The sequence below is a fragment of the Paraburkholderia sp. HD33-4 genome, from assembly GCF_021390635.1.
GTDB lineage: Bacteria > Pseudomonadota > Gammaproteobacteria > Burkholderiales > Burkholderiaceae > Paraburkholderia.
Genome location: NZ_JAJEJS010000001.1, coordinates 3275922 through 3300654, shown reverse-complemented (window position 1 = coordinate 3300654; position 24733 = coordinate 3275922). Strand labels below are relative to the sequence as shown.

The window sequence follows — 24733 nt, the reverse complement described above, 5'->3', positions numbered from 1 at the left end:
TTCGCCCATGGACACATCAATTGCCCGCCGCAACATCCTGGCGCGCATCCGCGCCGCGCAAGGGCGCGAGCCCGAGCCGAGCGCCGCCGAGCGCGAAGCCGCGGCGGACTATCTCGCGCGTCACCCGGCCGGTCCGCGTCCGGACATGCCCGCCGATCTGCGCACTCGCTTCATCGAAGAAGCGCAGAAAATGGCGACCACTGTCGACACCGTTCAAACCCTCGCCGACGTGCCCGCCGCCGCGCATCGCTACCTGACGCAACACGGCTTGCCGTTGCAGGCCATCGCGTGGCAGACGCTGCGCGATCTGCCGTGGGCCGAAGCCGGCCTCGCCGTCGAATTTCGCAAACCGCAAGACAACGATGTGGTTGGTCTCACCGGCTGCTTCTGCGCGACCGCGGAGACCGGCACGCTGGTGTTGCTGTCCGGACCCGAGACGTATGCGTCGGCCGGACTGCTGCCGGAGACGCATATCGCGATCGTGCCGGCGTCGCGCATCGTCGCGGGTCATGAGGAGGCGTTCGGCCTGATCCGCAAGGAGCGCGGCGAGCTGCCGCGTGCGGTCAATTTCGTGTCGGGGCCATCGCGCACCGGCGACATCGAGCAGACCATCGTGCTGGGTGCGCACGGCCCCTACCGGGTGCATGCGATCGTCGTGCAGGATGCTTGAACGCGTCGCGCGGCGGCGTGCCAACGCACTTGCGACACACGCGGTATCTGTCCTGCGTGCGCTGGCAAACCGTCGCGCGCCCCGTATCGGCATGAGTTCGCAGGCTGGCCGCGCGGGCCGGTGGCTCGCCGTTGCGGCGATGCTCACGCTGTGCGCGCCGTGCGTGCAGGCCGCGACGCTCGACGGCGTGCGCCTGTCGGCGCTGTGGGGCTTGCCCTTTGCGGGCGTGCTGCTGTCGATCGCGATCTTTCCGCTCGTTGCGCCAGCCTTCTGGCATCGCCATTTCGGCAAGATTGCCGCGGCGTGGGCGCTCGCGTTCATCGCGCCGTTCGCCGTCAGCTTCGGCGCGAGCGCCGCGCTCGGCGCGCTCGCGCATGCCATGCTCGACGAGTACATTCCGTTCATCATCCTGCTGACCGCGCTCTATACGGTCGCGGGCGGCATCTGCGTGCGCGGCAATCTGCACGGCACGCCGCGCCTGAACACCGCGATTCTCGCGCTCGGCACGTTACTCGCGAGCGTAATGGGTACGACCGGCGCGGCGATGCTGCTGATCCGCCCGTTGCTGCGCGCAAACGACAATCGCCGCCACGTGACCCACGTGGTGGTGTTTTTCATCTTTCTCGTCGCGAACATTGGGGGCGCGCTGTCGCCGCTTGGCGACCCGCCGTTGTTCCTCGGTTTTCTCGAGGGCGTGAGCTTTTTCTGGACCACCACGCATCTCGCGCGGCCGATGCTGTTCGTGAGCGGCGTGCTGCTCGCCGCTTTCTATGCACTCGATTCGTACTACTTCCACCAGCGCGAGGAGGTGCGTTCGGCTTTCCTCGATCCGACGCCCGACGGCGCGCCGCTCGGCATCGACGGCAAGATCAATTTCGTGCTGCTCGCCGCGGTGATCGCGCTGGTGCTGATGAGCGGACTGTGGCGCCCGCAAATCACGTTCGACGTGCTCGGCACGCACGTCGCGTTGCAAAACATCGTGCGCGACGTCGCGCTGATCGCCGTCACGCTGCTATCGCTCGCGTGGACGCCGCGCGCGGCCCGTGCCGGCAACGACTTCAACTGGGCGCCGATCGAGGAAGTCGCCAAACTGTTCGCCGGCATCTTCGTGACGATCGTGCCGGTCATCATGATCCTGCGGGCGGGAGAGGCGGGCGCGTTCGCGGGCATCGTCCATCTGGTCAACGAGCCGTCCGGCGAGCCGCGCGACATCATGTACTTCTGGGCGACCGGCCTGCTATCTTCGTTTCTCGACAACGCGCCGACTTACCTCGTGTTCTTCAACCTGGCAGGCGGCGACGCGCAGACCTTGATGACCACCGGCGCGACCACGCTCGCGGCGATTTCGGCCGGCGCCGTGTTCATGGGCGCCAACACCTATATCGGCAATGCGCCGAACTTCATGGTGAAGGCGATAGCGCAATCGCGCGGCGTGCGCATGCCGAGCTTTTTTGCGTATCTCGGCTGGTCCGGCGCGGTGCTGCTGCCGCTGTTCGCGCTGACCAGCTGGATCTTTTTTGGACGTTGACTCTGCAACGCCGCGGCAACTCCTCGGCGTGCGGCACGGAGACTTGCAATGCAGAAAATCCTCGTTGCCCGTTCGATCTTTCCCGATGTGATCGACCGGCTCAAGCAGTACTTCGACGTCGACTGGAACGAGGGCGACGTGTTGCCCGCCGACGAGCTGAAGCGCCGTCTCGCGGACAAGGATGGCGCGCTGACGGCCGGTGACATGATCGACGCGGGCGTGCTTGCCGCGGCGCCACGTCTGCGCGTCGTGTCGAACATGGCGGTCGGCTACAACAACTTCGACATGGCCGCGTTCAACGCGGCGAACGTACTCGGCACCAACACGCCGGACGTGCTGAACGAATCGACCGCCGACTTCGGTTGGGCGCTGATGATGGCGGCCGCGCGGCGCATCGCCGAATCGGAGCACTGGCTTCGCGCCGGGCATTGGCAGAAGTGGAGCTACGACGGCTTCCTCGGCAGCGACCTGTACGGCTCGACGCTCGGCGTGATCGGCATGGGCCGCATCGGCCAGGCGCTCGCGCGGCGCGCGCAGGGCTTCAACATGCGGGTCATCTATCACAACCGCTCGCGCGTCGCGCCGCAAATCGAGGCCGAACTGAACGCGGAGTACGTGTCGAAACAGGATCTGCTGCGGCGCGCCGACCACGTCGTGCTGGTGCTGCCGTACACGAAAGACAACCACCATACGATCGGTGCGGCCGAACTCGCGCTGATGAAGCCGAGCGCGACGCTCACGAACATCGCGCGCGGCGGCATCGTCGACGATGCGGCCTTGGCCGAGGCGCTGCGTGACAGGCGCATCGCGGCGGCCGGTCTAGACGTGTTCGAGGGCGAGCCGAATCTGAATCCGGCGCTGCTTGGTGTGCCGAACGTCGTGCTGACGCCGCACATCGCGAGCGCGACCGAAACCACCCGCCGCGCGATGGCGAATCTCGCCGCGGACAACCTGATCGCCGGGCTCGGCGCAGGACCGCGCGCCGGTCGGCCGCCGAATCCGGTCAACCCCGATGTGATCGGCAAGGCGCGTTCATGACGATGATTCTGGTGGCGGCCGTCGCGGTGCTGGCGGTCGCCCTCGTGATCGCACTGGCGTTGCTGCTGCGCGGTCACGACCGCACGGAGCAGCACGAACAGTTCGAGATGCTGAACGAACGCCTCGATGCGGTCGTCGACGCCCAGGCGCATACCGCCGAGCGGCTCGAGCGGCAACTGCGCAACGACATCGCCGAAACCGCGCGCGTGTCGCGCAGCGAGCAAAGCAGCGGCTTCGCGCAGTTTCAGCAGACGCTCGCCGCACAGTTCAGCAGCATGACGACGGTGCAGGGCGGCAAGATCGACGGCTTCGCCCAGCAACTCGACGCCGTGCGTCACAGCCTGCAGGCCCAGGCGCAGCAGGCGCGCGACGAGCAGGGCCGCTCGCTGAAGCAGTTCGGCGACACGCTGAGCCTGCAACTCGGGCAACTGACCGAGGCGAACGACCGGCGCTTCGCCGAAGTGCGCGCGACGATCGAGCAGCGTCTGAAGGACATCGAGGCGAACAACGCGACGCGGCTCGAGGAGATGCGCCGCACCGTCGACGAAAAGCTGCACGCCACGCTCGAACAGCGTCTCGGCGAATCGTTCAAGCTCGTGTCCGACCGGCTCGAACAGGTGCATCGCGGTCTCGGCGAAATGCAGACGCTGGCGGCCGGCGTCGGCGATCTGAAGCGCGTGCTGACCAACGTGAAGACGCGCGGCACGTGGGGCGAAGTGCAGCTCGAAGCCTTGCTCGAACAGCTGCTGACCGCCGATCAATACGCGAAGAACGTCGCGACGGTGCCCAGGAGCGCCGATCGCGTGGAGTTCGCGATTCGGTTGCCGGGGCGGCCGGAGCCGGGCGGCGCGAATACGCCGGTATGGCTGCCGATCGACGCCAAATTCCCGCGCGAGGATTACGAGCGGCTGATCGAAGCGCAGGAGCGCGCCGATCCGGTCGCGGTCGAAGAAGCATCGCGCGCGCTCGAAGCGCGGATTCGCTCGGAGGCGCGCACCATAGCGGAGAAGTACGTGGCGCCGCCGCATACGACCGACTTCGCGCTGCTGTTCCTGCCCACCGAAGGCCTGTACGCGGAAGTGCTGCGCCGGCCGGGGCTGACGGATCTGCTGCAGCGCGACTATCGCGTGACGATTGCGGGGCCGACCACGCTGACCGCGTTGCTCAATAGCTTGCAGATGGGTTTCCGCACGCTCGCGATCGAAAAACGTTCGAGCGAGGTCTGGCAGGTGCTCGGCGCGGTGAAGACGGAGTTCGGCAAGTTCGGCGACGTGCTCGCGAAGACCAAGGCGCAGCTCGAAACCGTCACGCGTTCGATCGAAGCCGCCGAAACGCGCACGCGCATGATGAACCGCAAGCTGCGCGACGTCGAGGCGTTACCGGGCGACGAGGCGAGCGGCTTGCTCGGCGATGCGCTGTCGGGTGTGGAGCCTGATGAGCAATGAGCGGCAAAGCGCTGCAACTCAAGCGCGTTGAGCCAGCTGCTCCAGCGCATCGCCGGTCACGCGCACGACGCGCCAATCCGGCAACACAGTCGCGCCCATCTTCTGATAAAAGCTGATCGCCGGCTGGTTCCAGTCGAGCACGGTCCACTCGAAGCGCGCGCATTGCCGCTCCACGGCCAGCGCCGCGACGTGCCGCAGAAGCGCGGTGCCGAGCCCGCCGCCACGCCGCGCGGGCTGCACGTAGACGTCTTCGAGATAGAGCCCGCGGCGGCCCGCGAAGCTCGAAAAATTGTGGAAGAACAGGGCATAGCCGACGATGCGTGCCGCGTCTTCGGCAACCAGCGCCTCGATCGACGGCCGCGCGCCGAACAGCGCGTCGTGCAGGCTTTGTTCCGTCGCGACGAAGACGTGCGTGAGGTTCTCGAATTGTGCGAGCTCGTACGTGAGCGCGAAGATCGCGCCGGTATCCGCGGGCTTGGCTGCGCGGATCGTCGCGGACATTACGCTTCTTCCGGTGCGTCGGCCAGATGGATTTCGATACCGCCGAAGCGCGACGCGACCCAGTTGTAGGCGTGGCACGCGATCCACAACAGCACGAAGCCGAGGATCGCGTTCAGCAGCAGCGCGCTGAACACTGTGCTCAGCTCGACCGAGCCGTAGCGCACGAACGCGACGACCACGCCGAGCAGCACGATCGGCACCGAGAACGTCAGATACACGAGGATCAGCGCTTTGGCCGTCTGCCCTGGTGCGATGAACGAGATCTGTTTTTTCATGTAAGTCAATCCCCAGTGTGTCGTAGTAGTGATAGTGGGTGGAGCGTCGATGAAGTGCTGCGGTGGTGCCGATGTCGTGCGATCGATGCGCCGCGTCGAGCGTCAGATGAGACCGTCGAACAGCATGATCGACACGCGATCGCCGACGTCGATATTGCCCTCGTCGTGGCCGAGCACGATGAAGCAGTTCGCCTCGCTCATCGAGCTCAACACGCCCGAGCTTTGCGACCCGGTCGGGCTCACGTGCCAGTGTCCGTGCGCGTCCTGTTCGGCGATGCCGCGCTGGAATTCGGTGCGGCCCGCGCGTTTGCCCACCGCCACGCTGCTCGTCGCGTGAATCACCGGCAACGGCCGTGGCGTCGCGCCGGCCATCAGCAGCAGCGCTTCGCGCACGATCTGATAGAACGTCACCATCACGGCGACCGGATTGCCGGGCAGGCCGAAGAATAGCGCAGGTTTGCCGAGCCCCGCCTGCGCGCCGGACCACAGGCGGCCGAACGCGAGCGGCCGGCCGGGGCGCATCGCGAGACTCCAGAACGCGACGTCGCCGAAAGTCTGCAGCAGTTGCTTCGTGTAGTCCGCCTCGCCGACCGACACGCCGCCCGAGGTCACCACCACGTCGGCATTGGCCGCGGCACTGCGCAGCGCGGCTTCGAGCGCCTCCGGCTCGTCGCGCACCACGCCGAGATCGAGCGTGTCGACGTTCAGGCGCCGCAGCATCGCGAACAGCGTGTAGCGGTTGCTGTCGTAGACCGAGCCGGCGTCGAGCGGTTCGCCGAGCGAACGCAGTTCGTCGCCGGTCGAAAAGAATGCGACGCGCAGACGTCGCCGCACGCTGACTTCGCCGATCCCGAGCGACGCGAGCAGACCGAGGTCCGACGCGCGCACGATGCGTCCGGCATGCAGCGCGACGTGGCCGCGCGCGAGATCTTCGCCGGCGCGGCGGCGGTTCGCGCCCGCCGTGACCGCGCTGGCCGCAAAGCGGATCGACGGGGAATCCGCACTGTCGCGCTCCACCTGTTCCTGCGGCACGACGGTGTCACAGCCGGCGGGTAGACAGGCGCCCGTCATCACGCGCACGCACTGCTTCGCTGTTACGCGGCCCGTGAACGGATGGCCGGCGAGCGCCTTGCCGGCAACCGTCAGTTCGACGCTCTCTGCGCCGCTTCGCATACCGGCCGCGAGCGCCGCGTGATTGAACGCGTAGCCATCCATCGCGGAGTTGTCGTGCGCGGGAACGTCGATCGGCGACACGACGTCGGCGGCGAGCACGCGCTCGAGCGCATCGCGCAACGCCACGCGCTCGACGGCCGCGACCGGCGTCGCCCACTGCCAGACGATCGCCTGAGCGGCCGGCACGGGTAGCGCATGAGGATCGTACTGCGCGACGCAGCGGGAAAAGTCGTTGAGCGTGGTCATGAATGGCTGGGCGTCGCGACCGGAGACGGGCGCGGCTGTTGCCGGGCGGCCGGAGCGGATGTCAGCCGGGGCCTCGATTGCGTTCGAGGTCGGCGAGTTCTTGTAACGAGTTGGCATTGTAGAACGCTCGCTCGTCGGCAAAGACGACTTCGACCGTCTTGTGGCGCGCGTACCACGCGCGGACCTTGCGCTCCCCGGCGGCCAGAAACGCGGCCAGGTCGTCCGCGACGGCAGTGCGCATCAGCGCGAATACCGGGTGCAGCGAGGTTTCGCCACGGGTGTCGACGGTGCTGACGGTCGCGATATCGGCGTCGTTGGCGGCGAGTGTGTCCGCCAGGCGCGCGGCGAGGTCGGCCGGCAGCCATGGCGAATCGCAGGGCACGCTCAGCAGGTACGCGGTGCCGGCGGCACGCAGCCCGGCAAGCATGCCGGCGAGCGGGCCGGGAAAATCGGGGAGGGTGTCGGCGACGAGCGTTGCGCGATACGGCGCGCCGAGCGCCGCGTAGGCGTCGGGATGGCGGTTCGCGCTGATCATCAGCGGGCCCGTCTGCGGGGCGAGGCGCCGCAGCACGTGAGCGGCGAGTGCTTCGCCGTGAAGCGGCTGCAAGCCCTTGTCGATGCCGCCCATGCGCGTGCCGCGCCCGCCCGCGAGCACGAGCCCGGTGATCTGTTCGCGGGGGATGGACATGCGTCGGCCGCTCAGCCGCCGATGTAGGACATTTCGACGCGACGCCCGGCCGGCTCGCCCGGCTCGCCCGGCTGGCTGCCGCGCAGCTGCGAGTAGCGGTCGCTGCGGCCTTGCCAGATTTCGGCGATGGCGGTGGTGATTTCGGCATCGCTCGCACCGCCGCGCAACAGCGCGCGCAGGTCATGCCCGGTCGATGCGAACAGGCACAGGTATAGCTTGCCCTCGGTCGACAAACGCGCGCGCGTGCAATTGCCGCAGAATGCGCGGGTGACGCTGGAAATGACGCCGATCTCGCCGCCGTCGTCGACATAGCCCCAGCGCTGCGCGGTCTCCGCGGCGCTGTGCGCTTCGAGCGGCGCCAGCGGGAAATGCTCGGCGATGCGGGTGACGACGTCGGCGGACGGCAGCACTTCGGTCATGTTCCAGCCGTTCGACGTGCCGACGTCCATATATTCGATGAAGCGCAGCACCACGTCCGTGCCTTTGAAATGACGCGCCATCGGGACGATTTCGCTGTCGTTGGTGCCGCGTTTGACGACCATGTTCACTTTGACCGGCGCGAGCCCGACCGCGTGCGCGGCGGCGATGCCGTCGAGCACGTCGGCGACCGCGAAGTCGGCGTCGTTCATGCGGCGAAACAGGGCGTCGTCGAGCGCGTCGAGGCTGACGGTCACGCGCGTGAGGCCGGCGTCCTTCAGGCTGCGCGCCTTGCGCGCGAGCAGCGAGCCGTTGGTGGTCAGCGTGAGATCGAGCGGACGGCCCGCGGGCGTGGTCAGCCGGGCGAGCCGGTCGATCAGGAATTCGAGGTTTTTGCGCAGCAGCGGCTCGCCGCCGGTCAGGCGAATCTTCTCGACGCCATGCGCGACGAACTGCTGCGCGAGCCGCTCGATCTCCTCGAAGCTCAACAGCGCGCTATGCGGCAGGAACGCATAGTCCTTGTCGAACACCGCACGCGGCATACAGTAGACGCAGCGGAAATTGCAGCGGTCCGTCACCGAGATGCGCAGATCGCGCAGCGGACGCGCGAGCGCATCGTGCAGCACGCCGCTAGGCGTCTGCGCCGGACCGGTGATGACCGGCGCCGTGCTGAGATCGGCAACAGGGATGATGCGTCGGGACATGAAATGCTTCGTCGGATGCTTGAACGGACAGCGGATGATTAATTCTATCGGAAATGCCCGTGGTGGCAGGCGGGAGGAGGGCGTTGTCGGGGTATACGGGGAGCCGCATGACGCGGCTCGCGGCAACGCCAGGCCGCCAAAAGAAAAAGCCCGCCGGAAGGGGCGGGCTTTTTCACGGACAACGACGCGGCTTATTGCGGATGCTTGACCGTTTCGACCTGTTGCATCGGCGTGCTGTCGGCCGGCGGCAGCGCCTTGCGCTCACGGACCACGCGCGGCGGCTTGATCGTCTGCGCCGCCGCTTCCTGCGCGGCGCGCAACTTGTCGGCGTCGGTGTTCACCCAGATCAGGCCAGCCTGCTCGAGGATCGGCTGCAATGCATCGGCCGACGCGGCGGGCGCGGCGCTGCGGGCCGGAGCCGGCTGCGGGGCCGCAGCGACGGGCGCCGGTTCGACCGCGGCCGGCTCCGTTGTGACGACCGGTTGCGGCTCGACGATCTCGGCCTGCGGCGCCGGTTCGGCTGCCGGTGCCTCGACGATCGTGGCCGGAGCCGCGGTGTCGAGCGCAACCGGCGCGACTTGCGGTTCAACCGGGACGGTCGGCTGCGCTACCAGGGCCGGTTCGACTGCCGGTGATTCGGCATGCGTGGCCGGTTGGACCGCAGCAACCGGTGCGACCGGAGCAACCGGTGCGACCGGTTCGCTCGCGGCCGGCGAGGCTTGTTCGGCTTGCGCCGGCGCTTCAATAGCCGGTTCCGCCGACACGGGCTCGATCGATGCCACCGGAGCCTCTTCGACCGGCACGATCTTTTCGGTCTTTGCGGCATTTTCCGCGGCGAGAGCCGGCGTTTCGGCTGCAGCATGCAGTTCGGTCACGACGACGCTTTCCGTTGCGACAGCGGCGACCACCACTTCGACCGGCGTCACGTCCTTCGCTTCGCTGGCTGCGGGCGTGTGCTCGACCGGACGCTCGGTGTGCACCGGCGCTTCGTCGCTGGCGGCAACGTTATCGCCTTCTGCTTCCGCGACGTCCGCTGCGAGATTACCGTTCACGTCCTCTTCACGCTCGCGACGGCCACCACGGCGGCCGCGACGGCGACGACGACGCTCTTCGCCGTCACGTGCTGCCGCTTCCTGATCGACCGGTACGCCGTTTTCACCCGCTGCGGCGCGGTCGCGCGCCAGTTCGTCGGCGGCTTGCGTGTCGGTTTGCGTCAGCGCCGCGGCAGCTTCCGCCTGCGGCTTGCGACGCTCGCCACGCTCGACGCGTTCAGCGCGCTCGCCACGCTCGCGGCGCTCACCGCGTTCCTGACGTTCGGCGCGTGCTGCGCCATCGACGGCTTCCGCGCGCTCGGCGCCGCGGGTGTCGCGTTCGCGAGCCTCGCGCGGCTCACGGGCTTCACGCGGTTCACGGCCTTCACGCGGTTCACGGCCTTCACGCGCCTCACGCGGTTCGCGTTGCTCACGCGGCACGCGCGGCTCGCGGCCTTCGCGCTCCTCGCGACGCTGCGACGGCTGCTGACCTTGTGCCTGACGGCCGCCGGTCGTGCCTTCGCCGCGCGCTGCTGCGTCGCGGCCGCCTGCGCCGCCACGGCGGTTGCGGTTGCGATCGCCGCCACGCTCGCCCGTGCGCTCACCGCGCTCGGTGCGTTCGCCACGTTGCGGACGAGCCTGCTTGTCGGTGGTGGCCGGTGCTGCGGGTGCCGGAGCAGCCGGCTGCATGCCGAACAGATTCTTCAGCCAGCCGATGAAACCGCCGCTGGCCGGTGTCACCGCGACCGGAGCCGGGGTGGCCGCCGGACGGACCGGCGCGCTCGGGGCCGGCTTCTCGGGCGTGATGCCCTTGACCGCCGCTTCCTGCTTCGGCTTCACTTCCTCGGCGCGCTTGCTGTAGCCGGTTTCCGATTCGAGTTCGCGGGCCGCTTCTTCGGCCATCTTCCACGATGCGCGCGGATCGTCGAGGCGCGCGTCGTCGTGACGCAGACGCTCGAGCTTGTAGTGCGGCGTGTCGAGGTGCTTGTTCGGGATCAGCACGACGTTGACCTTGAAACGCGATTCGATCTTGTTGATTTCGGCGCGCTTCTCGTTCAACAGGAAGGCGGTCACTTCGACCGGCACCTGGCAATGGATCGCCGCGGTGTTTTCCTTCATCGCTTCTTCCTGAATGATCCGCAGCACTTGCAGCGCGGACGATTCGGTATCGCGGATATGGCCCGTGCCGTTACAACGCGGGCATGTGACGTGGCTGCCTTCCGACAGCGCCGGGCGCAGACGCTGACGCGACAGCTCCATCAGGCCGAAACGCGAGATCTTGCCCATCTGCACGCGGGCGCGGTCGTGCTTCAGCGCGTCTTTCAGGCGCTGCTCGACTTCGCGCTGGCTCTTGGCCGATTCCATGTCGATGAAGTCGATCACGATCAGGCCGCCCAGGTCGCGCAGACGCAACTGGCGGGCGACTTCGTCGGCGGCTTCGAGGTTCGTGCGCGCGGCCGTTTCCTCGATGTCCGCGCCCTTGGTCGCGCGCGCCGAGTTCACGTCGATCGCGACGAGTGCTTCGGTGTGATCGATCACGATGGCGCCGCCCGACGGCAGCGGCACCGTGCGCGAGTACGCGGTTTCGATCTGGTGCTCGATCTGGAAACGCGAGAACAGCGGCACGTCGTCGTGGTAGCGCTTCACCTTGCCGACATTGTCCGGCATCACGATGTCCATGAAGGCGCGTGCCTGATCATGGATTTCGGTGGTGTCGATCAGGATTTCGCCGATATCGGGCTGGAAGTAGTCGCGAATCGCGCGGATCACGAGGCTCGACTCGAGATAGATCAGCATCGGCTGACCGCTCGTGCCGCTTTGCGACGCGGCTTCGATCGCGCGCCACAGCTGCATCAGGTAGTTCAGGTCCCACTGCAGCTCTTCGGCGCTGCGGCCGATGCCGGCCGTACGCGCGATGATGCTCATGCCTTCCGGCAGTTGCAGCTGCGCCATGGTTTCGCGCAGCTCCTGACGGTCGTCGCCTTCGATCCGGCGCGACACGCCGCCGCCACGCGGGTTGTTCGGCATCAGCACCAGATAGCGGCCGGCGAGCGAGATGAACGTGGTCAGGGCTGCGCCCTTGTTGCCGCGTTCTTCCTTTTCGACCTGGACGATCAGTTCCTGACCTTCCCTCAGCGCGTCCTGGATGCGTGCGGAACGCATGTCGACGCCGTCGCGGAAGTACTGGCGGGCGACTTCCTTGAACGGCAGGAAGCCGTGACGGTCTTCGCCGTAGTTGACGAAGCAGGCCTCGAGCGACGGCTCGATGCGCGTGATGATGCCCTTGTAAATATTGCCTTTGCGCTGTTCGCGGCCGGCGGTTTCGATGTCGATATCGATGAGTTTTTGCCCATCGACGATGGCGACGCGCAGCTCTTCCTGCTGCGTCGCGTTGAACAACATTCGTTTCATTGAACGGCTCCAGAGCGGCCTCGCCGGCCCAGCTGCGCGGTTGTCAGTCGCGAGAGCGGAGAGGGCAGACGTGCCGCGTCTTATTGTGTTTTCACAAGCACGCTGGAGCGGGAAAGATGGCGGGAGAATTGCCTGAGAGGGCCCCGCCCGAACAAAAAACGGGCGCGGTGCCGCAGGGCACATGCGAACACGGCTTCAAATCATGGCCTGACACGCCGCGTTTAACCAGCAGACCTTCATAAGACTTCGTCCTGTGGAACTGGCGCGCCAAATGGGCGCGCGAGCGAAGGGCCGAAGTCCGCGGTCATGCCGCAACGGGAAGTTCGCGCAGGCGGCGCGTCTTTTCCTGCTGGGGGTGTCTCGCCTTCTTTTGACGTCGCCATGTCTTGTACTTTCTACAAGACGCCTCGGGCGCACGCCGTATTTTCGCGGCTTGCAGCTTCGTCCAACAGGGCGTCATACCACCCGGATCACGAAGCTGAAAGCTAAATTCTTTTTTACCAAAATTCCGTTACCGTCGAAGCCGGCCTTGACCGAACGCGCCTGCGGGCGCCGTCCCTGCCGGGTGCTGACTTCGTGCGTGCAACTTGTTGCATCTCATTTTCAGGGTGAGCAACCAGACCCCGGCGCAAGTAAAATAACGGTTTATCGCTTGCGCTCGCGCAATCCACCCACATTCCGGACGCTGTGCGAACACTGCGCCGGCCGTCGCGGACTGCTGGGCAAATTATATTCAGAATGAAAGAGTTAGGCAAAACATCCCAGAGATCGGTTGCAGGCGCGGTCGAAGGCTCGCTTTCGGGCCAGGTTTCAAGCGACCAGGTTTCGCTGATCGAAATCGACGACCGATCGGCCGGTCAGCGCATCGACAATTTCCTGCTGCGCGTCTGCAAGGGCGTGCCGAAGAGCCATATTTATCGCATCCTGCGCAGCGGTGAAGTGCGCGTGAACAAGGGCCGGATCGATGCGCAATACCGGCTGGAACTGGGCGATCTGGTGCGAGTGCCGCCCATTCGCGTCGCGCAGCCGAATGTGGCCGCCGCCCACGTGCCCGTGCCTGCGGCGGCCTTTCACATCCTGTTCGAAGACGAGCATCTGCTCGTGATCGACAAGCCGGCCGGCGTCGCCGTCCACGGCGGTAGCGGTGTCGCGTTCGGCGTGATCGAGCAGATGCGCGAGGCGCGGCCGCAGGCGAAATTCCTCGAACTCGTGCACCGGCTGGATCGCGAGACCTCGGGCATCCTGATGCTCGCGAAGAAGCGCGCGGCGCTCGTCAATCTGCACGAACAGATCCGCGACAACCGGATGGACAAGCGCTACTACGCGTGCGTGCACGGCGAATGGGCGAGCGACTGGGGCCGCCGTCGCGCGGTGAAGGAGCCGCTGCACAAGTACCTCACCGCCGACGGCGAGCGCCGCGTGCGCGTGCAGGCCGATGGCCTCGCTTCTCACACGATCTTCAATCTGGTCGACCGTTGGCCGGACTACGCGCTTCTGGAGGCGGAACTGAAGACGGGGCGCACGCACCAGATCCGCGTGCATCTGCAGCATCTGGCATTGCCGATCGTCGGCGACGCCAAATATGGTGATTTCGCGCTGAACAAGGCGCTTGCGCGCGCCAATGCGAAGCCAGGCATCAAGCGCATGTTTCTGCACGCTTACCGCCTCAAGCTCACGCATCCGGCCACCGGCGCACCGCTGCAGCTGGAGGCGCCGCTGCCGGCCGATTGCCGCGGCTTTATCGAGCAACTCAACGAACTACGCACTGGGTTCAACCCGGAGACGACTTTGCATGGCTAGAGAGCAATTTGATCTGATCGTGTTTGACTGGGATGGCACGCTGATGGATTCGACCGCGCACATCACGCGCAGCATCCAGGCGGCGTGTCGCGATCTCGGTCTGCCGGTTCCCGCCGACGAAGCCGCGAGCTACGTAATCGGCCTCGGTCTGCGCGATGCATTGCAGATCGCCGCGCCGACCCTCGATCCGGCTGACTATCCGCGGCTTTCCGAGCGTTACCGCTTTCATTTTCTGGTAAAAGACCAGACCACCGAGCTGTTCCCCGGCGTGCGCGAGATGCTTCAGGAGTTGCGCGACGTCGGCTATCTGCTCGCCGTCGCGACCGGCAAGAGCCGCGTCGGGCTCAATCGCGCGCTCGACCAGGCGCGCCTGACGAGCCTGTTCGACGGCACGCGCTGCGCTGACGAAACTTTCTCGAAGCCGCATCCGGCGATGCTGCACGAACTCACCCGCGAATTGGGGCAGGATACGGCACGCACGGTCATGATCGGCGACACGACGCACGATCTGCAGATGGCGCTCAACGCCGGCGTGGCGGGCATCGGCGTGACGTACGGCGCGCATCCGGCGAATTCGCTGAACGCGATGTCACCGAAGTTCGTTGCGTCGAGCGTCAGCGATTTGTCCGGCTGGCTGCGGGAGAACGCATGAGTGCCGACGGCGTGGCTACCGGTGCCGCCGCGGCTGCGCAGGCAGTGCGTATTTGCGCCGCCGACGAGCTGGTCGACGGTGGCGACGGCATCCGGCGCGACGCGCGGCTCGGCGGACAGGATGCCGTGGTGTTTTTCGTCCGCTATGATGGTTGCGCCTACGGCTATCTGAACCGCTGCGCTCATGTGCCGATGGAACTCGACTGGCAGGAAGGGCAGTTCTTCGAATCGTCCGGTTTATACTTGATGTGCGCGACACATGGCGCGATTTACGCGCCGGATACCGGCAAATGCGTCGGTGGGCCGTGTCGAGGGGGCAGATTGCGCCCCGTGCAGGTCGAGGAACGCGATACGCCCGAGGGCCGTGCGATATTCTGGTTGCCTGACGGCGATTTGCTGCCGGTCACGCGCTGATTTCCCCTTCAATTTTTCCACTGTTCGCATGTCCGACAATTTGACCCCCGAAAAGGACCCTGCCTCGGGAGGCCGCTCCCGTGCGTCCGCCGACCAGCCCGGCTGGGAGCGGGCCGCGCTTGAGCGCATCGCGCTCGCAGCGGTCAACGAGCAACGCGCCGCGCGGCGTTGGCGGATTTTCTTCCGCTTCGTGTTTCTCGCCGTGCTGGCACTCGCGGTGTGGGGTGCGTTGAGTTTCTCGGGCGAGCGCGTTGCCACGACCGGCCGTCATACGGCGATGATTTCGCTTGATGGCGAGATCTCGTCGGATACGAATGCGAACGCCGAAGATATCAACACTGCGCTCGATTCCGCGTTCGAAGATTCCAATACCGCCGGGGTGATTCTTTATTGCAACAGTCCTGGCGGTAGTCCGGTGCAGGCGGGCATTATCAACAGCGAAGTTCGGCGATTGCGCGGCAAATATCCGTCTATTCCGCTGTATGTCGTGGTCGGCGATATGTGCGCGTCCGGCGGATATTACGCGGCCGCGGCAGCGGAGAAGATCTATGTCGACAAGGCGAGCATCGTCGGTTCGATTGGCGTGCTGATGGACAGCTTCGGATTCACCGGCCTGATGGACAAGCTCGGGATTCAGCGCCGGCTGCACACATCGGGTGAGAATAAAGGCTTTTTCGATCCGTTCTCGCCTGAAACGCCGAAGATGGACGAACATGCACAGGCTATGCTCGATCAGATCCACGCGCAGTTCATCGATGCGGTGCGTCAGGGGCGCGGCAAGCGGCTGCATGAGACACCCGATATGTTCTCGGGTCTCTTCTGGACCGGGCAGAAGAGTGTCGAGCTGGGTCTCGCGGACGGGTTTGGCGATGCGGATTACGTCGCGCGTGATATCTTCAAGGCGCCAGATATCGTTGATTACACGGTAAAAGAAAGCATTACGGATCGTGTTGCCCGCAAATTCGGTGCGGCGGTCGGCGCTGGAGCGGTTCGGGCGATGGCGCTCGGCGCGAAAATGAATCTGCGTTGAGCTCGTAGTAATAAAAGAAGCCCGCGCGATCGACATGGGTCGATCGCGCGGGCTTTGTCATTGTGTGCGGGTTCCGGGCGCGACCAGGCCTTCGCTGCCTGGCCGGTGCCTGCGCTCAGACCGCCAGAATCAGAAAAATCGCCGGCCGCTTATGCAGGTCGACCTCGGGCTTCTTTTTCCAGTCGGCGACGCTCCGGCTGGCGATCGTTTCGCTCGGCAGCGTCAGGTCAACCGCGACGCAGACGAGCGTCGACGGCGCGCAGCTCGCGAGCAACGTATCGAGCAACGCGCGATTCCGGTACGGCGTTTCGATGAAGATCTGCGTTTGCCGGCTCTTTCGCGACTGTTGTTCGAGATCGCGCAGGCGTTTGGCGCGCTCGGCGGCGTCGACGGGCAGGTAACCGTGGAATGCGAAGCTTTGGCCGTTCAGCCCCGATGCCATCAGCGCGAGCAGAATCGAACTAGGCCCCACCAGCGGCACGACCTTCACGCCGCGCTCGTGCGCGCGTCGCACGAGCAGCGCGCCCGGGTCCGCGACCGCCGGGCAGCCGGCCTCGGAGACAAGTCCTGCGTCGGTGCCTGAGAGCAACGGGGCAAGCAGCTTGTCGATTTCCCCAGCGGGCGTATTGACGTTCAGTTCGCGAATTTCGATTTCCTGAATCGGCCGGTCAGTGCCGACTTTTTTCAGGAACGCGCGCGTGGTTTTGGCGTTTTCACCAATGTAATAGTGCAGCGACGCCGCACGGGCGCGCACGGGCGCGGGCAGCACCAACTCGAGCGCGCTTGCGTCACCTTCGCCGAGCGTATTCGGAATCAGATAGAGCGTGCCGTTCATCGTGCCCCCAGAAGCGGGTAGTTGGCCGCGAGCAGCATGTGCGACAGCGCGATCAGCGGCAGGCCGACGAGCGCGGTTGGGTCGTCGGAATGGATGGCTTCCAGCAGTGCGATGCCAAGTCCTTCGGATTTGGCGCTGCCGGCTACGTCGTACGGCGTTTCGGCGCGCAGGTAGGCGTCGAGCGCGGCGTCCGGGAGGTCGCGAAAGCGCACCCGGGTGATCACGTCGACGGTTTGCGCGCTGTCCGTCGCGCTGTCGAACAGGCACAGCGCACTGTGGAACAGCACGTCGCGGCCGCGCATCGCTTGCAATTGCGCAAGCGCCCTGTCGTGGGTGCCGGGCTTGCCGATCTGCAGGCCGTCGTAAGTGGCGACCTGGTCGGAGCCGATCACGAGCGCGCGTTCGTCGTCGAGGCCTTGAGCGACCGCGCGGGCTTTGGCTTCGGCGAGCCGCAGCGCGGTTGCTTCGGGCGTTTCGCCGGCAAACGGGGTTTCGTCGATCGCAGGCACGACGACGTCGAACGGCACCCGCAGGCGTTCGAGCAGCTCGCGGCGATACGGCGAACTCGACGCCAGAATCAGGCGTGGCGGGCGTTTGGAGTAATCAGACATGGTTTGCGGGCAACGGAAGTGGCGGGTCGTACGGCGTCGGGCGAGGCTCGCGCGCGTACGAGCTTAAGTGTTTGACTCGAAAAGACAAAACGGATATGATTTCGGGCTTTTCACGGTATGCTTGCGCTTGAAGGGTCTCGGCGCGTTCAGCGGCTTTCGGCAGTCGGAAGGTTGAGAAGGCACAGCAAGGTTGAACGCAACAGTCGTGGTCCACAGGCTACCTCGCACACCGGATTACCTTCGCGGCGGATCTGATCGTCCTTCGCGAATCACCCCGGCAAAATGCTTGCCGACGCAGGAGCGCACATGACTCAACATCCTGGCAATCCTGCAGGTCTGTCCGACCCGCATGAGCTCGATCTGTTCGAATTCACGCGGAACGGACGTCAGGCCGCGGGTGTCGTGCGCGTCTCGCAACTGCCGCGCATGTTAAACGAAGTCCCGGCGGAAGCGCCAGATCGCGACACCGCGTTCACATGGCAGGCCGAAGGGACGACGCAGCCGGAATTGCAGGACGACGGCACCGAAGGTCCCCAGCCTTATCTGCGGCTGGCGATTCACGGTGCGGCGTGGCTCGAATGCCAGCGGTGCTTGACGCCGTATTCGCAGGCGTTCAACGTCGATGCAACTTACCGGATCGTCAATACGGAGGCGGAAGCCGAAGAGTTTCCGCTCGACGAGGATGAAGTCGAGGTGATCGTGGGCTCGCGCCAGTTCGATCTCATCGACTTGATCGAAGAAGAGTTGCTGCTTTCCTTGCCGCTCGTGCCCAAACACGAGGTTTGTCCTGAAGTGCACGAGAGCCTTGTCTCGGGTGCGGACGGCAGCGAAGGCGAGGGCGACGAAGCCGCGCAGGACGAAGCCGGCGATGTCGGCGAGCCGGACCAGTCTGGCGAACGGCGCAACCCGTTTGCGGCGCTCGAAAGTCTGAAGCGCGACGAGCCGGGCGGCAAGAAGCACTGAACAGTTGCAGGGGGCGCGATGCGGGCGCATTGGCCATTCGGCCAGTGGTTAAGTCCGTATCGGGCTGTGTTAGAATTCGGAAAATTTTTTGGAGTTTTAGTCATGGCAGTTCAACAAAACAAGAAGTCGCCGTCGAAGCGCGGCATGCACCGTTCGCACGATTTCCTGACGGCAGCGCCGCTGGCCGTTGAGCCGAGCACGGGCGAAGTGCATCTGCGTCACCACATTAGCCCGAACGGCTACTATCGCGGCAAGAAAGTCGTCAAGACGAAGAACGACTAATCGTTGACTGCGATGCGCCCTGTGGCGTTTCGCGCAGCGATCGGCTCGCTTGACATTTTCCCGGTTCGGCAAAAAGGCGGCATTCAACTGCCGCTTTTTTGTGTCTGAAATTCGTCGCACTCCATGACAGTAAAGCTCACGATAGATTGCATGGGAGGCGACCACGGCCCGTCCGTGACCGTTCCCGCTGCCGTCAACTTCGTTCGTTCGCATCCCGATGCGCAGTTGCTGCTCGTCGGCATTGAAAGTGCGATTCGTGCGCAGCTGAAGAAGCTCAGGGCTCAGGATCTGCCGGCGCTGACCGTCGTGCCTGCTACCGAGGTCGTCGCGATGGACGATCCGGTCGAGGTCGCGCTGCGCAAGAAAAAAGATTCGTCGATGCGCGTGGCGCTGAACCGCGTCAAGGAAGGCGAGGCGCAGGCCTGCATTTCTGCCGGCAATACCGGCGCGTTGATGGCGGTCTCGCGTTATGTGCTGAAAACGCTGTCGGGCATCGAACGCCCGGCCATCGCGTTTGCCCTGCCAAATCCCACCGGCTATACGATGATGCTCGACCTGGGCGCCAACGTCGACTGCGAGCCGCAGCATCTGCTGCAGTTCGCCGAGATGGGGCACGCGCTCGTGTCCGCGCTCGAGGGAAAAGAGCGGCCTACCATCGGCCTGCTCAACATCGGCGAAGAAGTCATCAAGGGCAACGACATCATCAAACGCGCCGGCGAACTGCTGCGTGCGAGTACACTGAACTTTCACGGCAATGTAGAAGGCGACGACATCTACAAGGGCACCGTCGACGTAATCGTCTGCGATGGCTTTGTCGGCAATGTCGCGCTGAAGACGTCGGAAGGTCTCGCGCAAATGCTGTCGAACATCATCAAGGAAGAGTTCGGCCGGTCGTGGCTGACCAAGGTGATGGCGGTGCTTGCGTTGCCGGTATTGATGCGCTTCAAGAAACGCGTCGATCATCGGCAATACAACGGCGCCGCGCTGCTCGGCTTGCGCGGTCTCGTGATCAAAAGCCACGGTTCCGCCGATGCCTACGCGTTTGAGTGGGCCATCAAACGCGGGTATGATGCCGTCAAAAACGGCGTGCTGGAGCGCCTTGCGCGAGCGATGGAAGAGAATGCGGGTTCTCTCGAACAGGCGGCGCGCGACGCAAGCGGTGCGGGTCACGCAAGCCCGATCGCAGGCCAGCCGGCCGAGCCCTACGCTGCGCAATCCTCGAAGGCATAATGGCTCAATCCACTATCTATTCCCGCGTGCTGGGCACCGGCAGCTGTCTGCCGCCCAACCGCGTCACCAATCAGGATCTGGCTGAGCGTCTCGCCAGGCAAGGTGTCGAGACGAGCGACGAATGGATCGTCGCGCGCACGGGCATCCATGCGCGTCACTTCGCCGAACCGGACGTCACGACCAGCGACCTCGCGTTGATCGCTTCGCAGCGCGCGATCGAAGCGGCGGACATTGATCCGCAGTCGATCGACCTGATCGTCGTCGCCACCTCCACTCCGGACTTCGTGTTCCCGAGCACGGCCTGCCTGCTGCAGAACAAGCTGGGTATCAAAAACCACGGCGCCGCGTTCGACGTGCAGGCGGTCTGCTCCGGCTTCGCGTATGCAGTGGCGACGGTGGACAGCCTGATTCGCAGCGGCCAGCATCGCACGGCGCTCGTGGTCGGCGCGGAAACCTTCTCGCGCATTCTCGATTTCAACGACCGCACCACCTGCGTGCTGTTCGGCGACGGGGCCGGCGCGGTGATCCTGCAAGCCTCCGACGAACCGGGTGTGCTCTCGAGCGCGCTGCACGCGGACGGCAGCCATTCGAACATTCTTTGCACACCGGGCAACGTGAACGGCGGCGTGGTCGCCGGCAGCGCGTTCCTGCACATGGACGGTCAGGCTGTGTTCAAACTCGCCGTCAACGTGCTCGAGAAGGTGGCGATCGAAGCTTTGGAAAAAGCCGATCTGAAGCCCGAGCAGGTCGACTGGCTGATTCCGCATCAGGCCAATATCCGCATCATGCAGAGCACCTGCCGCAAGCTCGGTCTGCCGCAGGAGCGCATGGTCGTCACGGTGGGCGAGCACGGCAATACGTCGGCGGCGTCCATTCCGCTTGCACTCGATGTCGCGGTACGCGACGGCCGCATCAAGCGCGGCCACAACGTGCTGATCGAAGGCGTCGGCGGCGGTTTCACGTGGGGGGCGTCGGTCATTCGCTACTGAGCGCGACGACGCATCGCAGGGCGCCGCGGCCGGCGCCCGCGCGGCCGGCGTAATCCCGCGCGTCATCTGGCAGCCGCGGCCGGCCGTCACATCCGATTAAACAGAATTTGGGGACGATATGAAATTCGCGTTCGTTTTTCCTGGGCAGGGTTCGCAGGCGGTCGGCATGCTCAACGCATTCGCCGATCACGCAATCGTGCGTGAGACGGTCCAGGAAGCGTCCGACGCACTCAACCAGGACCTCGGCAAGCTGATCGCTGAAGGCCCGGCCGAAGATCTCAATCTCACCACCAACACCCAGCCGGTCATGCTGACCGCGGCCTACGCTGTCTATCGCGCGTGGCAGCAGGCGGGCGGCCCGGCGCCGGCGATCGTCGCCGGCCATAGCCTCGGCGAATACACGGCGCTCGTCGCGGCCGGGGCGCTGGCGTTTCGCGACGCGGTGCCGCTCGTGCGTTTCCGCGCGCAGGCGATGCAAACCGCGGTGCCGGTGGGCGAAGGCGGCATGGCCGCGATTCTCGGCCTCGACGACGACACGGTGCGCGCGGTCTGCGCGGAAGCATCGCCGGCGGGCGTCGTCGAAGCGGTCAATTTCAACGCTCCGGCGCAAGTCGTGATCGCGGGCCACAAAGCCGCGGTCGAGAAGGCCTGCGAAGTCGCGAAGGCGAAGGGCGCGAAGCGCGCGCTGCCGCTGCCGGTGTCGGCGCCGTTCCACTCGTCGCTGCTCAAGCCCGCGTCGGATCAACTGCGCGAATACCTCGCGAGCATCGACGTGCGGGTGCCGTCGATTCCCGTCATCAACAACGTCGACGTCGCCGTGGTCAACGAGCCGGCCAGGATCAAGGACGCGCTGGTGCGCCAGGCGGCTGGTGCGGTGCGCTGGGTCGAATGCGTGCAGGCCATGGCCACGCAGGGCGTCACGCACGTGATCGAATGCGGTCCGGGCAAGGTCCTTGCGGGTTTGACCAAGCGCATCGACGGCAATCTGGTCGGCGCGTCGGTGTTCGATCCGGCATCGCTCGAAGAAACGCTGAAGCTCGTGACGGCGGGCTGAGCGCGCATTCGCCAGCGCGTGTCGACAGGGCAGCGTCTCGCTGGCGCGGCATCTCCCGACAGACGAATCAACAAGAATCAATCAGCCCTATTTGAAGGGCATCCGGACTGACAGATGGAAAAGACTCTCGACAAGCAGATCGCAATCGTGACGGGCGCATCGCGCGGCATCGGCCGTGCGATCGCGATGGAACTCGCGCATCAGGGCGCTACGGTGATCGGTACCGCGACGAGCGAAAGCGGGGCGGCTGCAATCAGCGAAGCGTTCAAGGCGGCGGGCGTGAATGGCCGCGGCGCGGTGCTCGACGTCAACGACGCGGCCGCGGCCGAGGCGTTGATCGACGGCACGGTCAAGGAATTCGGTGCGCTCAACGTGCTGGTGAACAACGCCGGCATCACGCAGGATCAACTGGCGATGCGCATGAAGGACGACGACTGGGACGCGGTGATCGACACCAACCTGAAGTCGGTGTTCCGCCTGTCGCGCGCGGTGCTGCGTCCGATGATGAAAGCGAAAGGCGGCCGCATCATCAACATTACGTCGGTGGTCGGCTCGGCAGGCAACCCTGGGCAGATCAACTATGCGGCCGCGAAGGCCGGCGTGGCGGGCATGACGCGCGCGCTCGCGCGTGAAATCGGTAGCCGCGGCATCACGGTCAATTGCGTGGCGCCTGGCTTCATCGATACCGATATGACGAAAGCGCTGCCCGAAGAGCAGCAGACCGCGCTGAAAACGCAGATTCCGCTCGGCCGTCTCGGTAGCCCGGAAGACATCGCGCACGCGGTCGCGTTCCTCGCGTCGCCGCAAGCGGGCTACATCACCGGCACGACGCTGCACGTGAACGGCGGCATGTATATGCAGTAACCAAATTCGGTTACTATCCGCGCCTTGATGTGTTTGCAGAAGCATGAGGCGCAAGCGTTGACAGGAACCCGAAGCGCCGCTTTTTTGCCGGGTCAAACCTGATAAAATGCGCGCACCTGTATTTTTGAACTTCTTTTCCCTTGGAGGGGTAATGGACAATATCGAACAGCGCGTCAAGAAGATCGTCGCGGAACAACTGGGCGTTGCGGAAGCGGAAATCAAGAACGAAGCGTCGTTCGTGAACGATCTCGGCGCCGACTCGCTCGACACCGTTGAGCTCGTGATGGCCCTCGAAGACGAATTCGGCATGGAAATTCCGGATGAAGAAGCCGAGAAGATCACCACCGTTCAGCAAGCGATCGACTACGCTCGCGCGAACGTCAAGGCCTAAGGTCATTCGCGCCTGCGTTTCTGCACGGGCCGCGCATGACGCCTTGCCGTTTGCCGGCGCCAGCAGGGTCGGCGCTATGGGGCGTGTCCATTGGCACACCATGCGCCGCGCCGCTTGGCCGTCAGGAGCCAGCGATGTTGACAGCGCAACTTTCGCGCGATTGCCGACTTAAACAGCCACAGGGCACACAGGGCGATTCCTGTGGCCGCTGTGGCTTTTGCTTTTTGTCATCTATGAAAAAGGGGTTACCGTGAGCCGCCGTCGTGTTGTTGTTACAGGCCTGGGGCTGATTTCGCCTGTTGGCAATAATGTTGCCGATGGCTGGGCCAATCTGGTCGCCGGCAAGTCTGGGATTGCCAATATCACGAAGTTCGATGCGTCGAACTTCTCGACTCGTTTCGCCGGCGAGGTGAAGGGCTTCAATATCGAGGACTACATCCCCGGTAAGGAAGCGCGCCACATGGATACGTTCATCCACTACGGCGTGGCTGCGGGCATCCAGGCGATGCAGGACAGCGGCCTCGAAGTCACCGACGAGAACTCGGAGCGAATTGGCGTGGTGGTCGGTTCGGGCATCGGCGGTCTGCCGATGATCGAAATCACCCAGACCGAATTGCTCAATCGCGGCCCGCGTCGCATTTCTCCGTTCTTCGTGCCGGCTTCGATCATCAACATGATCTCCGGCCACTTGTCGATCAAGTTCGGCATCAAGGGTCCGAATCTGTCGATCGTCACCGCGTGCACGACCGGTCTGCATTGCATCGGCGAAGCTTCGCGCCTGATCGAATACGGCGACGCCGACGTGATGATCGCCGGTGGCGCGGAATCGACCGTGTCGCCGCTCGGTATCGGCGGCTTTGCGGCGGCGCGTGCGCTGTCGCAACGCAATGACGATCCGGCGACCGCGAGCCGTCCGTGGGACAAGGACCGCGATGGCTTCGTGCTCGGCGAAGGTGCGGGCGTGATGGTGCTCGAAGAGTACGAGCACGCGAAGGCGCGTGGCGCGAAGATTTACGCGGAAATCGGCGGCTACGGCATGAGCGGCGATGCGTACCACATGACCGCGCCGCTCGAAGACGGCGACGGCGCACGCCGCTGCATGCTCGCCGCATTGAAGAACGCGGGTATCAACGGCGATCAGGTGAACTATCTGAACGCGCACGGCACGTCCACGCCGCTCGGCGATCTGGCGGAAACGACCGGTATCAAGCGGGCGTTCGGCGACCACGCAAAGGACATGGTCGTCAACTCGACCAAGTCGATGACGGGTCACCTGCTGGGCGGCGCCGGCGGTCTGGAGTCGGTGTTCACGGTGCTCGCCGTGCATCACCAGGTTTCGCCTCCGACCATCAACATCTTCAACCAGGACCCGGCCTGCGATCTCGATTACTGCGCGAACACCGCGCGGGACATGAAGATCGACGTCGCGCTGAAGAACTCGTTCGGGTTCGGCGGCACGAACGGCACGCTGGTGTTCAAGCGCGCCTGATC

General features: G+C 65.1%; 24 protein-coding genes. 16 read left to right on the top strand and 8 right to left on the bottom strand.

The features are described 5' to 3' along the window. Positions 1 to 7 precede the first annotated feature (7 nt). The 4 genes from L0U84_RS14610 (at position 8) to L0U84_RS14595 (ending at position 4681) form a co-directional block, all read left to right on the top strand. The gene (locus L0U84_RS14610; RefSeq protein ID WP_233850755.1) at positions 8 to 670 is read left to right on the top strand and encodes a LutC/YkgG family protein; all 663 of its coding nucleotides are present in this window, start codon (positions 8 to 10) and stop codon (positions 668 to 670) included. Between the two features lie 139 nt (positions 671 to 809). Next, positions 810 to 2198, top strand: coding sequence for a sodium:proton antiporter (locus L0U84_RS14605; RefSeq protein WP_233852030.1), 1389 nt, complete (start codon positions 810 to 812; stop codon positions 2196 to 2198). Positions 2199 to 2246: 48 nt separating this feature from the next. Then, positions 2247 to 3236, top strand: a complete 990-nt coding sequence (locus L0U84_RS14600) for a 2-hydroxyacid dehydrogenase (protein WP_233850754.1) — start codon at positions 2247 to 2249, stop codon at positions 3234 to 3236. Then, on the top strand, positions 3233 to 4681 hold the full coding sequence (locus L0U84_RS14595; protein WP_233850753.1) for a DNA recombination protein RmuC: 1449 nt from the start codon (positions 3233 to 3235) through the stop codon (positions 4679 to 4681). Before L0U84_RS14600 ends, L0U84_RS14595 begins: the two co-directional genes overlap by 4 nt. Positions 4682 to 4699: 18 nt before the next feature. On the opposite strand, the gene L0U84_RS14590 is transcribed toward L0U84_RS14595, so the two are convergent. From L0U84_RS14590 to L0U84_RS14565, 6 genes are all read right to left on the bottom strand, one after another. Next, the gene (locus tag L0U84_RS14590; RefSeq protein ID WP_233850752.1) at positions 4700 to 5182 is read right to left on the bottom strand and encodes a GNAT family N-acetyltransferase; all 483 of its coding nucleotides are present in this window, start codon (positions 5180 to 5182) and stop codon (positions 4700 to 4702) included. Further along, the gene (locus L0U84_RS14585; protein WP_008923126.1) at positions 5182 to 5457 is read right to left on the bottom strand and encodes a hypothetical protein; all 276 of its coding nucleotides are present in this window, start codon (positions 5455 to 5457) and stop codon (positions 5182 to 5184) included. Before L0U84_RS14585 ends, L0U84_RS14590 begins: the two co-directional genes overlap by 1 nt. Positions 5458 to 5559: 102 nt before the next feature. After that, positions 5560 to 6876 carry a molybdopterin molybdotransferase MoeA gene (moeA, locus tag L0U84_RS14580; RefSeq protein ID WP_233850751.1) on the bottom strand — a complete coding sequence of 439 codons (1317 nt, stop codon included), beginning with the start codon at positions 6874 to 6876 and terminating at the stop codon, positions 5560 to 5562. 61 nt (positions 6877 to 6937) lie between these two features. Next, on the bottom strand, positions 6938 to 7564 hold the full coding sequence (mobA, locus tag L0U84_RS14575) for a molybdenum cofactor guanylyltransferase MobA (protein WP_233850749.1): 627 nt from the start codon (positions 7562 to 7564) through the stop codon (positions 6938 to 6940). Between the two features lie 11 nt (positions 7565 to 7575). Beyond that, positions 7576 to 8685, bottom strand: coding sequence for a GTP 3',8-cyclase MoaA (gene moaA / locus L0U84_RS14570; protein WP_233850747.1), 1110 nt, complete (start codon positions 8683 to 8685; stop codon positions 7576 to 7578). Positions 8686 to 8876: 191 nt separating this feature from the next. Further along, a complete protein-coding gene (locus tag L0U84_RS14565) occupies positions 8877 to 12128 on the bottom strand; it encodes an Rne/Rng family ribonuclease (protein ID WP_233850745.1) in 3252 nt (1083 codons plus the stop codon). Between the two features lie 738 nt (positions 12129 to 12866). Between L0U84_RS14565 and L0U84_RS14560 the strand changes: the two genes are divergently transcribed. Genes L0U84_RS14560 through L0U84_RS14545 form a run of 4 tightly spaced genes read left to right on the top strand, consistent with a single transcriptional unit; the run spans position 12867 to position 16023 of the window. Beyond that, positions 12867 to 13928, top strand: a complete 1062-nt coding sequence (locus L0U84_RS14560; RefSeq protein ID WP_233850743.1) for an RluA family pseudouridine synthase — start codon at positions 12867 to 12869, stop codon at positions 13926 to 13928. Further along, on the top strand, positions 13921 to 14580 hold the full coding sequence (locus L0U84_RS14555; RefSeq protein WP_233850741.1) for an HAD-IA family hydrolase: 660 nt from the start codon (positions 13921 to 13923) through the stop codon (positions 14578 to 14580). Before L0U84_RS14560 ends, L0U84_RS14555 begins: the two co-directional genes overlap by 8 nt. Then, positions 14577 to 14993 carry a Rieske (2Fe-2S) protein gene (locus tag L0U84_RS14550; protein WP_233850739.1) on the top strand — a complete coding sequence of 139 codons (417 nt, stop codon included), beginning with the start codon at positions 14577 to 14579 and terminating at the stop codon, positions 14991 to 14993. Before L0U84_RS14555 ends, L0U84_RS14550 begins: the two co-directional genes overlap by 4 nt. A 28-nt stretch (positions 14994 to 15021) precedes the next feature. Further along, positions 15022 to 16023 carry a S49 family peptidase gene (locus tag L0U84_RS14545; RefSeq protein ID WP_233852028.1) on the top strand — a complete coding sequence of 334 codons (1002 nt, stop codon included), beginning with the start codon at positions 15022 to 15024 and terminating at the stop codon, positions 16021 to 16023. Between the two features lie 115 nt (positions 16024 to 16138). Here L0U84_RS14545 and L0U84_RS14540 read toward each other — a convergent pair whose 3' ends face one another. Together L0U84_RS14540 and L0U84_RS14535 are read right to left on the bottom strand one after the other, a co-directional pair. Beyond that, positions 16139 to 16858, bottom strand: a complete 720-nt coding sequence (locus tag L0U84_RS14540; protein WP_233850737.1) for an SAM-dependent methyltransferase — start codon at positions 16856 to 16858, stop codon at positions 16139 to 16141. Then, the gene (locus L0U84_RS14535; RefSeq protein ID WP_233850735.1) at positions 16855 to 17469 is read right to left on the bottom strand and encodes a Maf-like protein; all 615 of its coding nucleotides are present in this window, start codon (positions 17467 to 17469) and stop codon (positions 16855 to 16857) included. The genes L0U84_RS14540 and L0U84_RS14535 overlap by 4 nt, the downstream gene beginning before the upstream one ends. Before the next feature lie 306 nt (positions 17470 to 17775). Between L0U84_RS14535 and L0U84_RS14530 the strand changes: the two genes are divergently transcribed. The 8 genes from L0U84_RS14530 to fabF all read left to right on the top strand — a co-directional run bounded on the left by L0U84_RS14530 (position 17776) and on the right by fabF (position 24731). After that, positions 17776 to 18432 (top strand): DUF177 domain-containing protein, encoded by a 657-nt coding sequence (locus L0U84_RS14530; RefSeq protein ID WP_233850733.1) that lies wholly within the window; start codon positions 17776 to 17778, stop codon positions 18430 to 18432. Between the two features lie 102 nt (positions 18433 to 18534). After that, positions 18535 to 18714, top strand: a complete 180-nt coding sequence (rpmF, locus tag L0U84_RS14525; RefSeq protein ID WP_006401275.1) for a 50S ribosomal protein L32 — start codon at positions 18535 to 18537, stop codon at positions 18712 to 18714. A gap of 123 nt (positions 18715 to 18837) precedes the next feature. Further along, positions 18838 to 19944, top strand: coding sequence for a phosphate acyltransferase PlsX (plsX, locus tag L0U84_RS14520; RefSeq protein WP_233850732.1), 1107 nt, complete (start codon positions 18838 to 18840; stop codon positions 19942 to 19944). Further along, complete coding sequence (locus L0U84_RS14515) at positions 19944 to 20933, top strand: beta-ketoacyl-ACP synthase III (protein WP_233850731.1); 990 nt, start codon at positions 19944 to 19946, stop codon at positions 20931 to 20933. Before plsX ends, L0U84_RS14515 begins: the two co-directional genes overlap by 1 nt. Positions 20934 to 21051: 118 nt before the next feature. Then, positions 21052 to 21987, top strand: a complete 936-nt coding sequence (gene fabD, locus L0U84_RS14510) for an ACP S-malonyltransferase (protein ID WP_233850730.1) — start codon at positions 21052 to 21054, stop codon at positions 21985 to 21987. Positions 21988 to 22101: 114 nt separating this feature from the next. Then, the gene (fabG, locus tag L0U84_RS14505; RefSeq protein ID WP_129958176.1) at positions 22102 to 22851 is read left to right on the top strand and encodes a 3-oxoacyl-ACP reductase FabG; all 750 of its coding nucleotides are present in this window, start codon (positions 22102 to 22104) and stop codon (positions 22849 to 22851) included. Positions 22852 to 23002: 151 nt separating this feature from the next. Continuing rightward, a complete protein-coding gene (acpP, locus tag L0U84_RS14500; protein WP_004197638.1) occupies positions 23003 to 23242 on the top strand; it encodes an acyl carrier protein in 240 nt (79 codons plus the stop codon). A 250-nt stretch (positions 23243 to 23492) separates the two neighbouring features. Continuing rightward, positions 23493 to 24731: a beta-ketoacyl-ACP synthase II gene (gene fabF / locus L0U84_RS14495; RefSeq protein WP_062127833.1), complete on the top strand. Its 1239-nt coding sequence runs from the start codon at positions 23493 to 23495 to the stop codon at positions 24729 to 24731. The last annotated feature ends 2 nt before the right edge of the window (positions 24732 to 24733 follow it).

What these genes read in the sequence shown, in the direction of transcription:
- L0U84_RS14590 (WP_233850752.1), bottom strand. Translation starts at nt 5,182, where the DNA reads ATGTCCGCGACGATCCGCGCAGCCAAGCCCGCGGATACCGGCGCGATC.
- L0U84_RS14515 (WP_233850731.1), top strand. Translation starts at nt 19,944, where the DNA reads ATGGCTCAATCCACTATCTATTCCCGCGTGCTGGGCACCGGCAGCTGT.
- L0U84_RS14585 (WP_008923126.1), bottom strand. Translation starts at nt 5,457, where the DNA reads ATGAAAAAACAGATCTCGTTCATCGCACCAGGGCAGACGGCCAAAGCG.
- L0U84_RS14600 (WP_233850754.1), top strand. Translation starts at nt 2,247, where the DNA reads ATGCAGAAAATCCTCGTTGCCCGTTCGATCTTTCCCGATGTGATCGAC.
- L0U84_RS14530 (WP_233850733.1), top strand. Translation starts at nt 17,776, where the DNA reads ATGACTCAACATCCTGGCAATCCTGCAGGTCTGTCCGACCCGCATGAG.
- L0U84_RS14540 (WP_233850737.1), bottom strand. Translation starts at nt 16,858, where the DNA reads ATGAACGGCACGCTCTATCTGATTCCGAATACGCTCGGCGAAGGTGAC.
- rpmF (WP_006401275.1), top strand. Translation starts at nt 18,535, where the DNA reads ATGGCAGTTCAACAAAACAAGAAGTCGCCGTCGAAGCGCGGCATGCAC.
- fabD (WP_233850730.1), top strand. Translation starts at nt 21,052, where the DNA reads ATGAAATTCGCGTTCGTTTTTCCTGGGCAGGGTTCGCAGGCGGTCGGC.
- L0U84_RS14550 (WP_233850739.1), top strand. Translation starts at nt 14,577, where the DNA reads ATGAGTGCCGACGGCGTGGCTACCGGTGCCGCCGCGGCTGCGCAGGCA.
- L0U84_RS14595 (WP_233850753.1), top strand. Translation starts at nt 3,233, where the DNA reads ATGACGATGATTCTGGTGGCGGCCGTCGCGGTGCTGGCGGTCGCCCTC.
- L0U84_RS14605 (WP_233852030.1), top strand. Translation starts at nt 810, where the DNA reads ATGCTCACGCTGTGCGCGCCGTGCGTGCAGGCCGCGACGCTCGACGGC.
- L0U84_RS14545 (WP_233852028.1), top strand. Translation starts at nt 15,022, where the DNA reads ATGTCCGACAATTTGACCCCCGAAAAGGACCCTGCCTCGGGAGGCCGC.
- moaA (WP_233850747.1), bottom strand. Translation starts at nt 8,685, where the DNA reads ATGTCCCGACGCATCATCCCTGTTGCCGATCTCAGCACGGCGCCGGTC.
- moeA (WP_233850751.1), bottom strand. Translation starts at nt 6,876, where the DNA reads ATGACCACGCTCAACGACTTTTCCCGCTGCGTCGCGCAGTACGATCCT.
- L0U84_RS14535 (WP_233850735.1), bottom strand. Translation starts at nt 17,469, where the DNA reads ATGTCTGATTACTCCAAACGCCCGCCACGCCTGATTCTGGCGTCGAGT.
- L0U84_RS14565 (WP_233850745.1), bottom strand. Translation starts at nt 12,128, where the DNA reads ATGAAACGAATGTTGTTCAACGCGACGCAGCAGGAAGAGCTGCGCGTC.
- acpP (WP_004197638.1), top strand. Translation starts at nt 23,003, where the DNA reads ATGGACAATATCGAACAGCGCGTCAAGAAGATCGTCGCGGAACAACTG.
- fabG (WP_129958176.1), top strand. Translation starts at nt 22,102, where the DNA reads ATGGAAAAGACTCTCGACAAGCAGATCGCAATCGTGACGGGCGCATCG.
- plsX (WP_233850732.1), top strand. Translation starts at nt 18,838, where the DNA reads ATGACAGTAAAGCTCACGATAGATTGCATGGGAGGCGACCACGGCCCG.
- L0U84_RS14610 (WP_233850755.1), top strand. Translation starts at nt 8, where the DNA reads ATGGACACATCAATTGCCCGCCGCAACATCCTGGCGCGCATCCGCGCC.
- mobA (WP_233850749.1), bottom strand. Translation starts at nt 7,564, where the DNA reads ATGTCCATCCCCCGCGAACAGATCACCGGGCTCGTGCTCGCGGGCGGG.
- L0U84_RS14560 (WP_233850743.1), top strand. Translation starts at nt 12,867, where the DNA reads ATGAAAGAGTTAGGCAAAACATCCCAGAGATCGGTTGCAGGCGCGGTC.
- L0U84_RS14555 (WP_233850741.1), top strand. Translation starts at nt 13,921, where the DNA reads ATGGCTAGAGAGCAATTTGATCTGATCGTGTTTGACTGGGATGGCACG.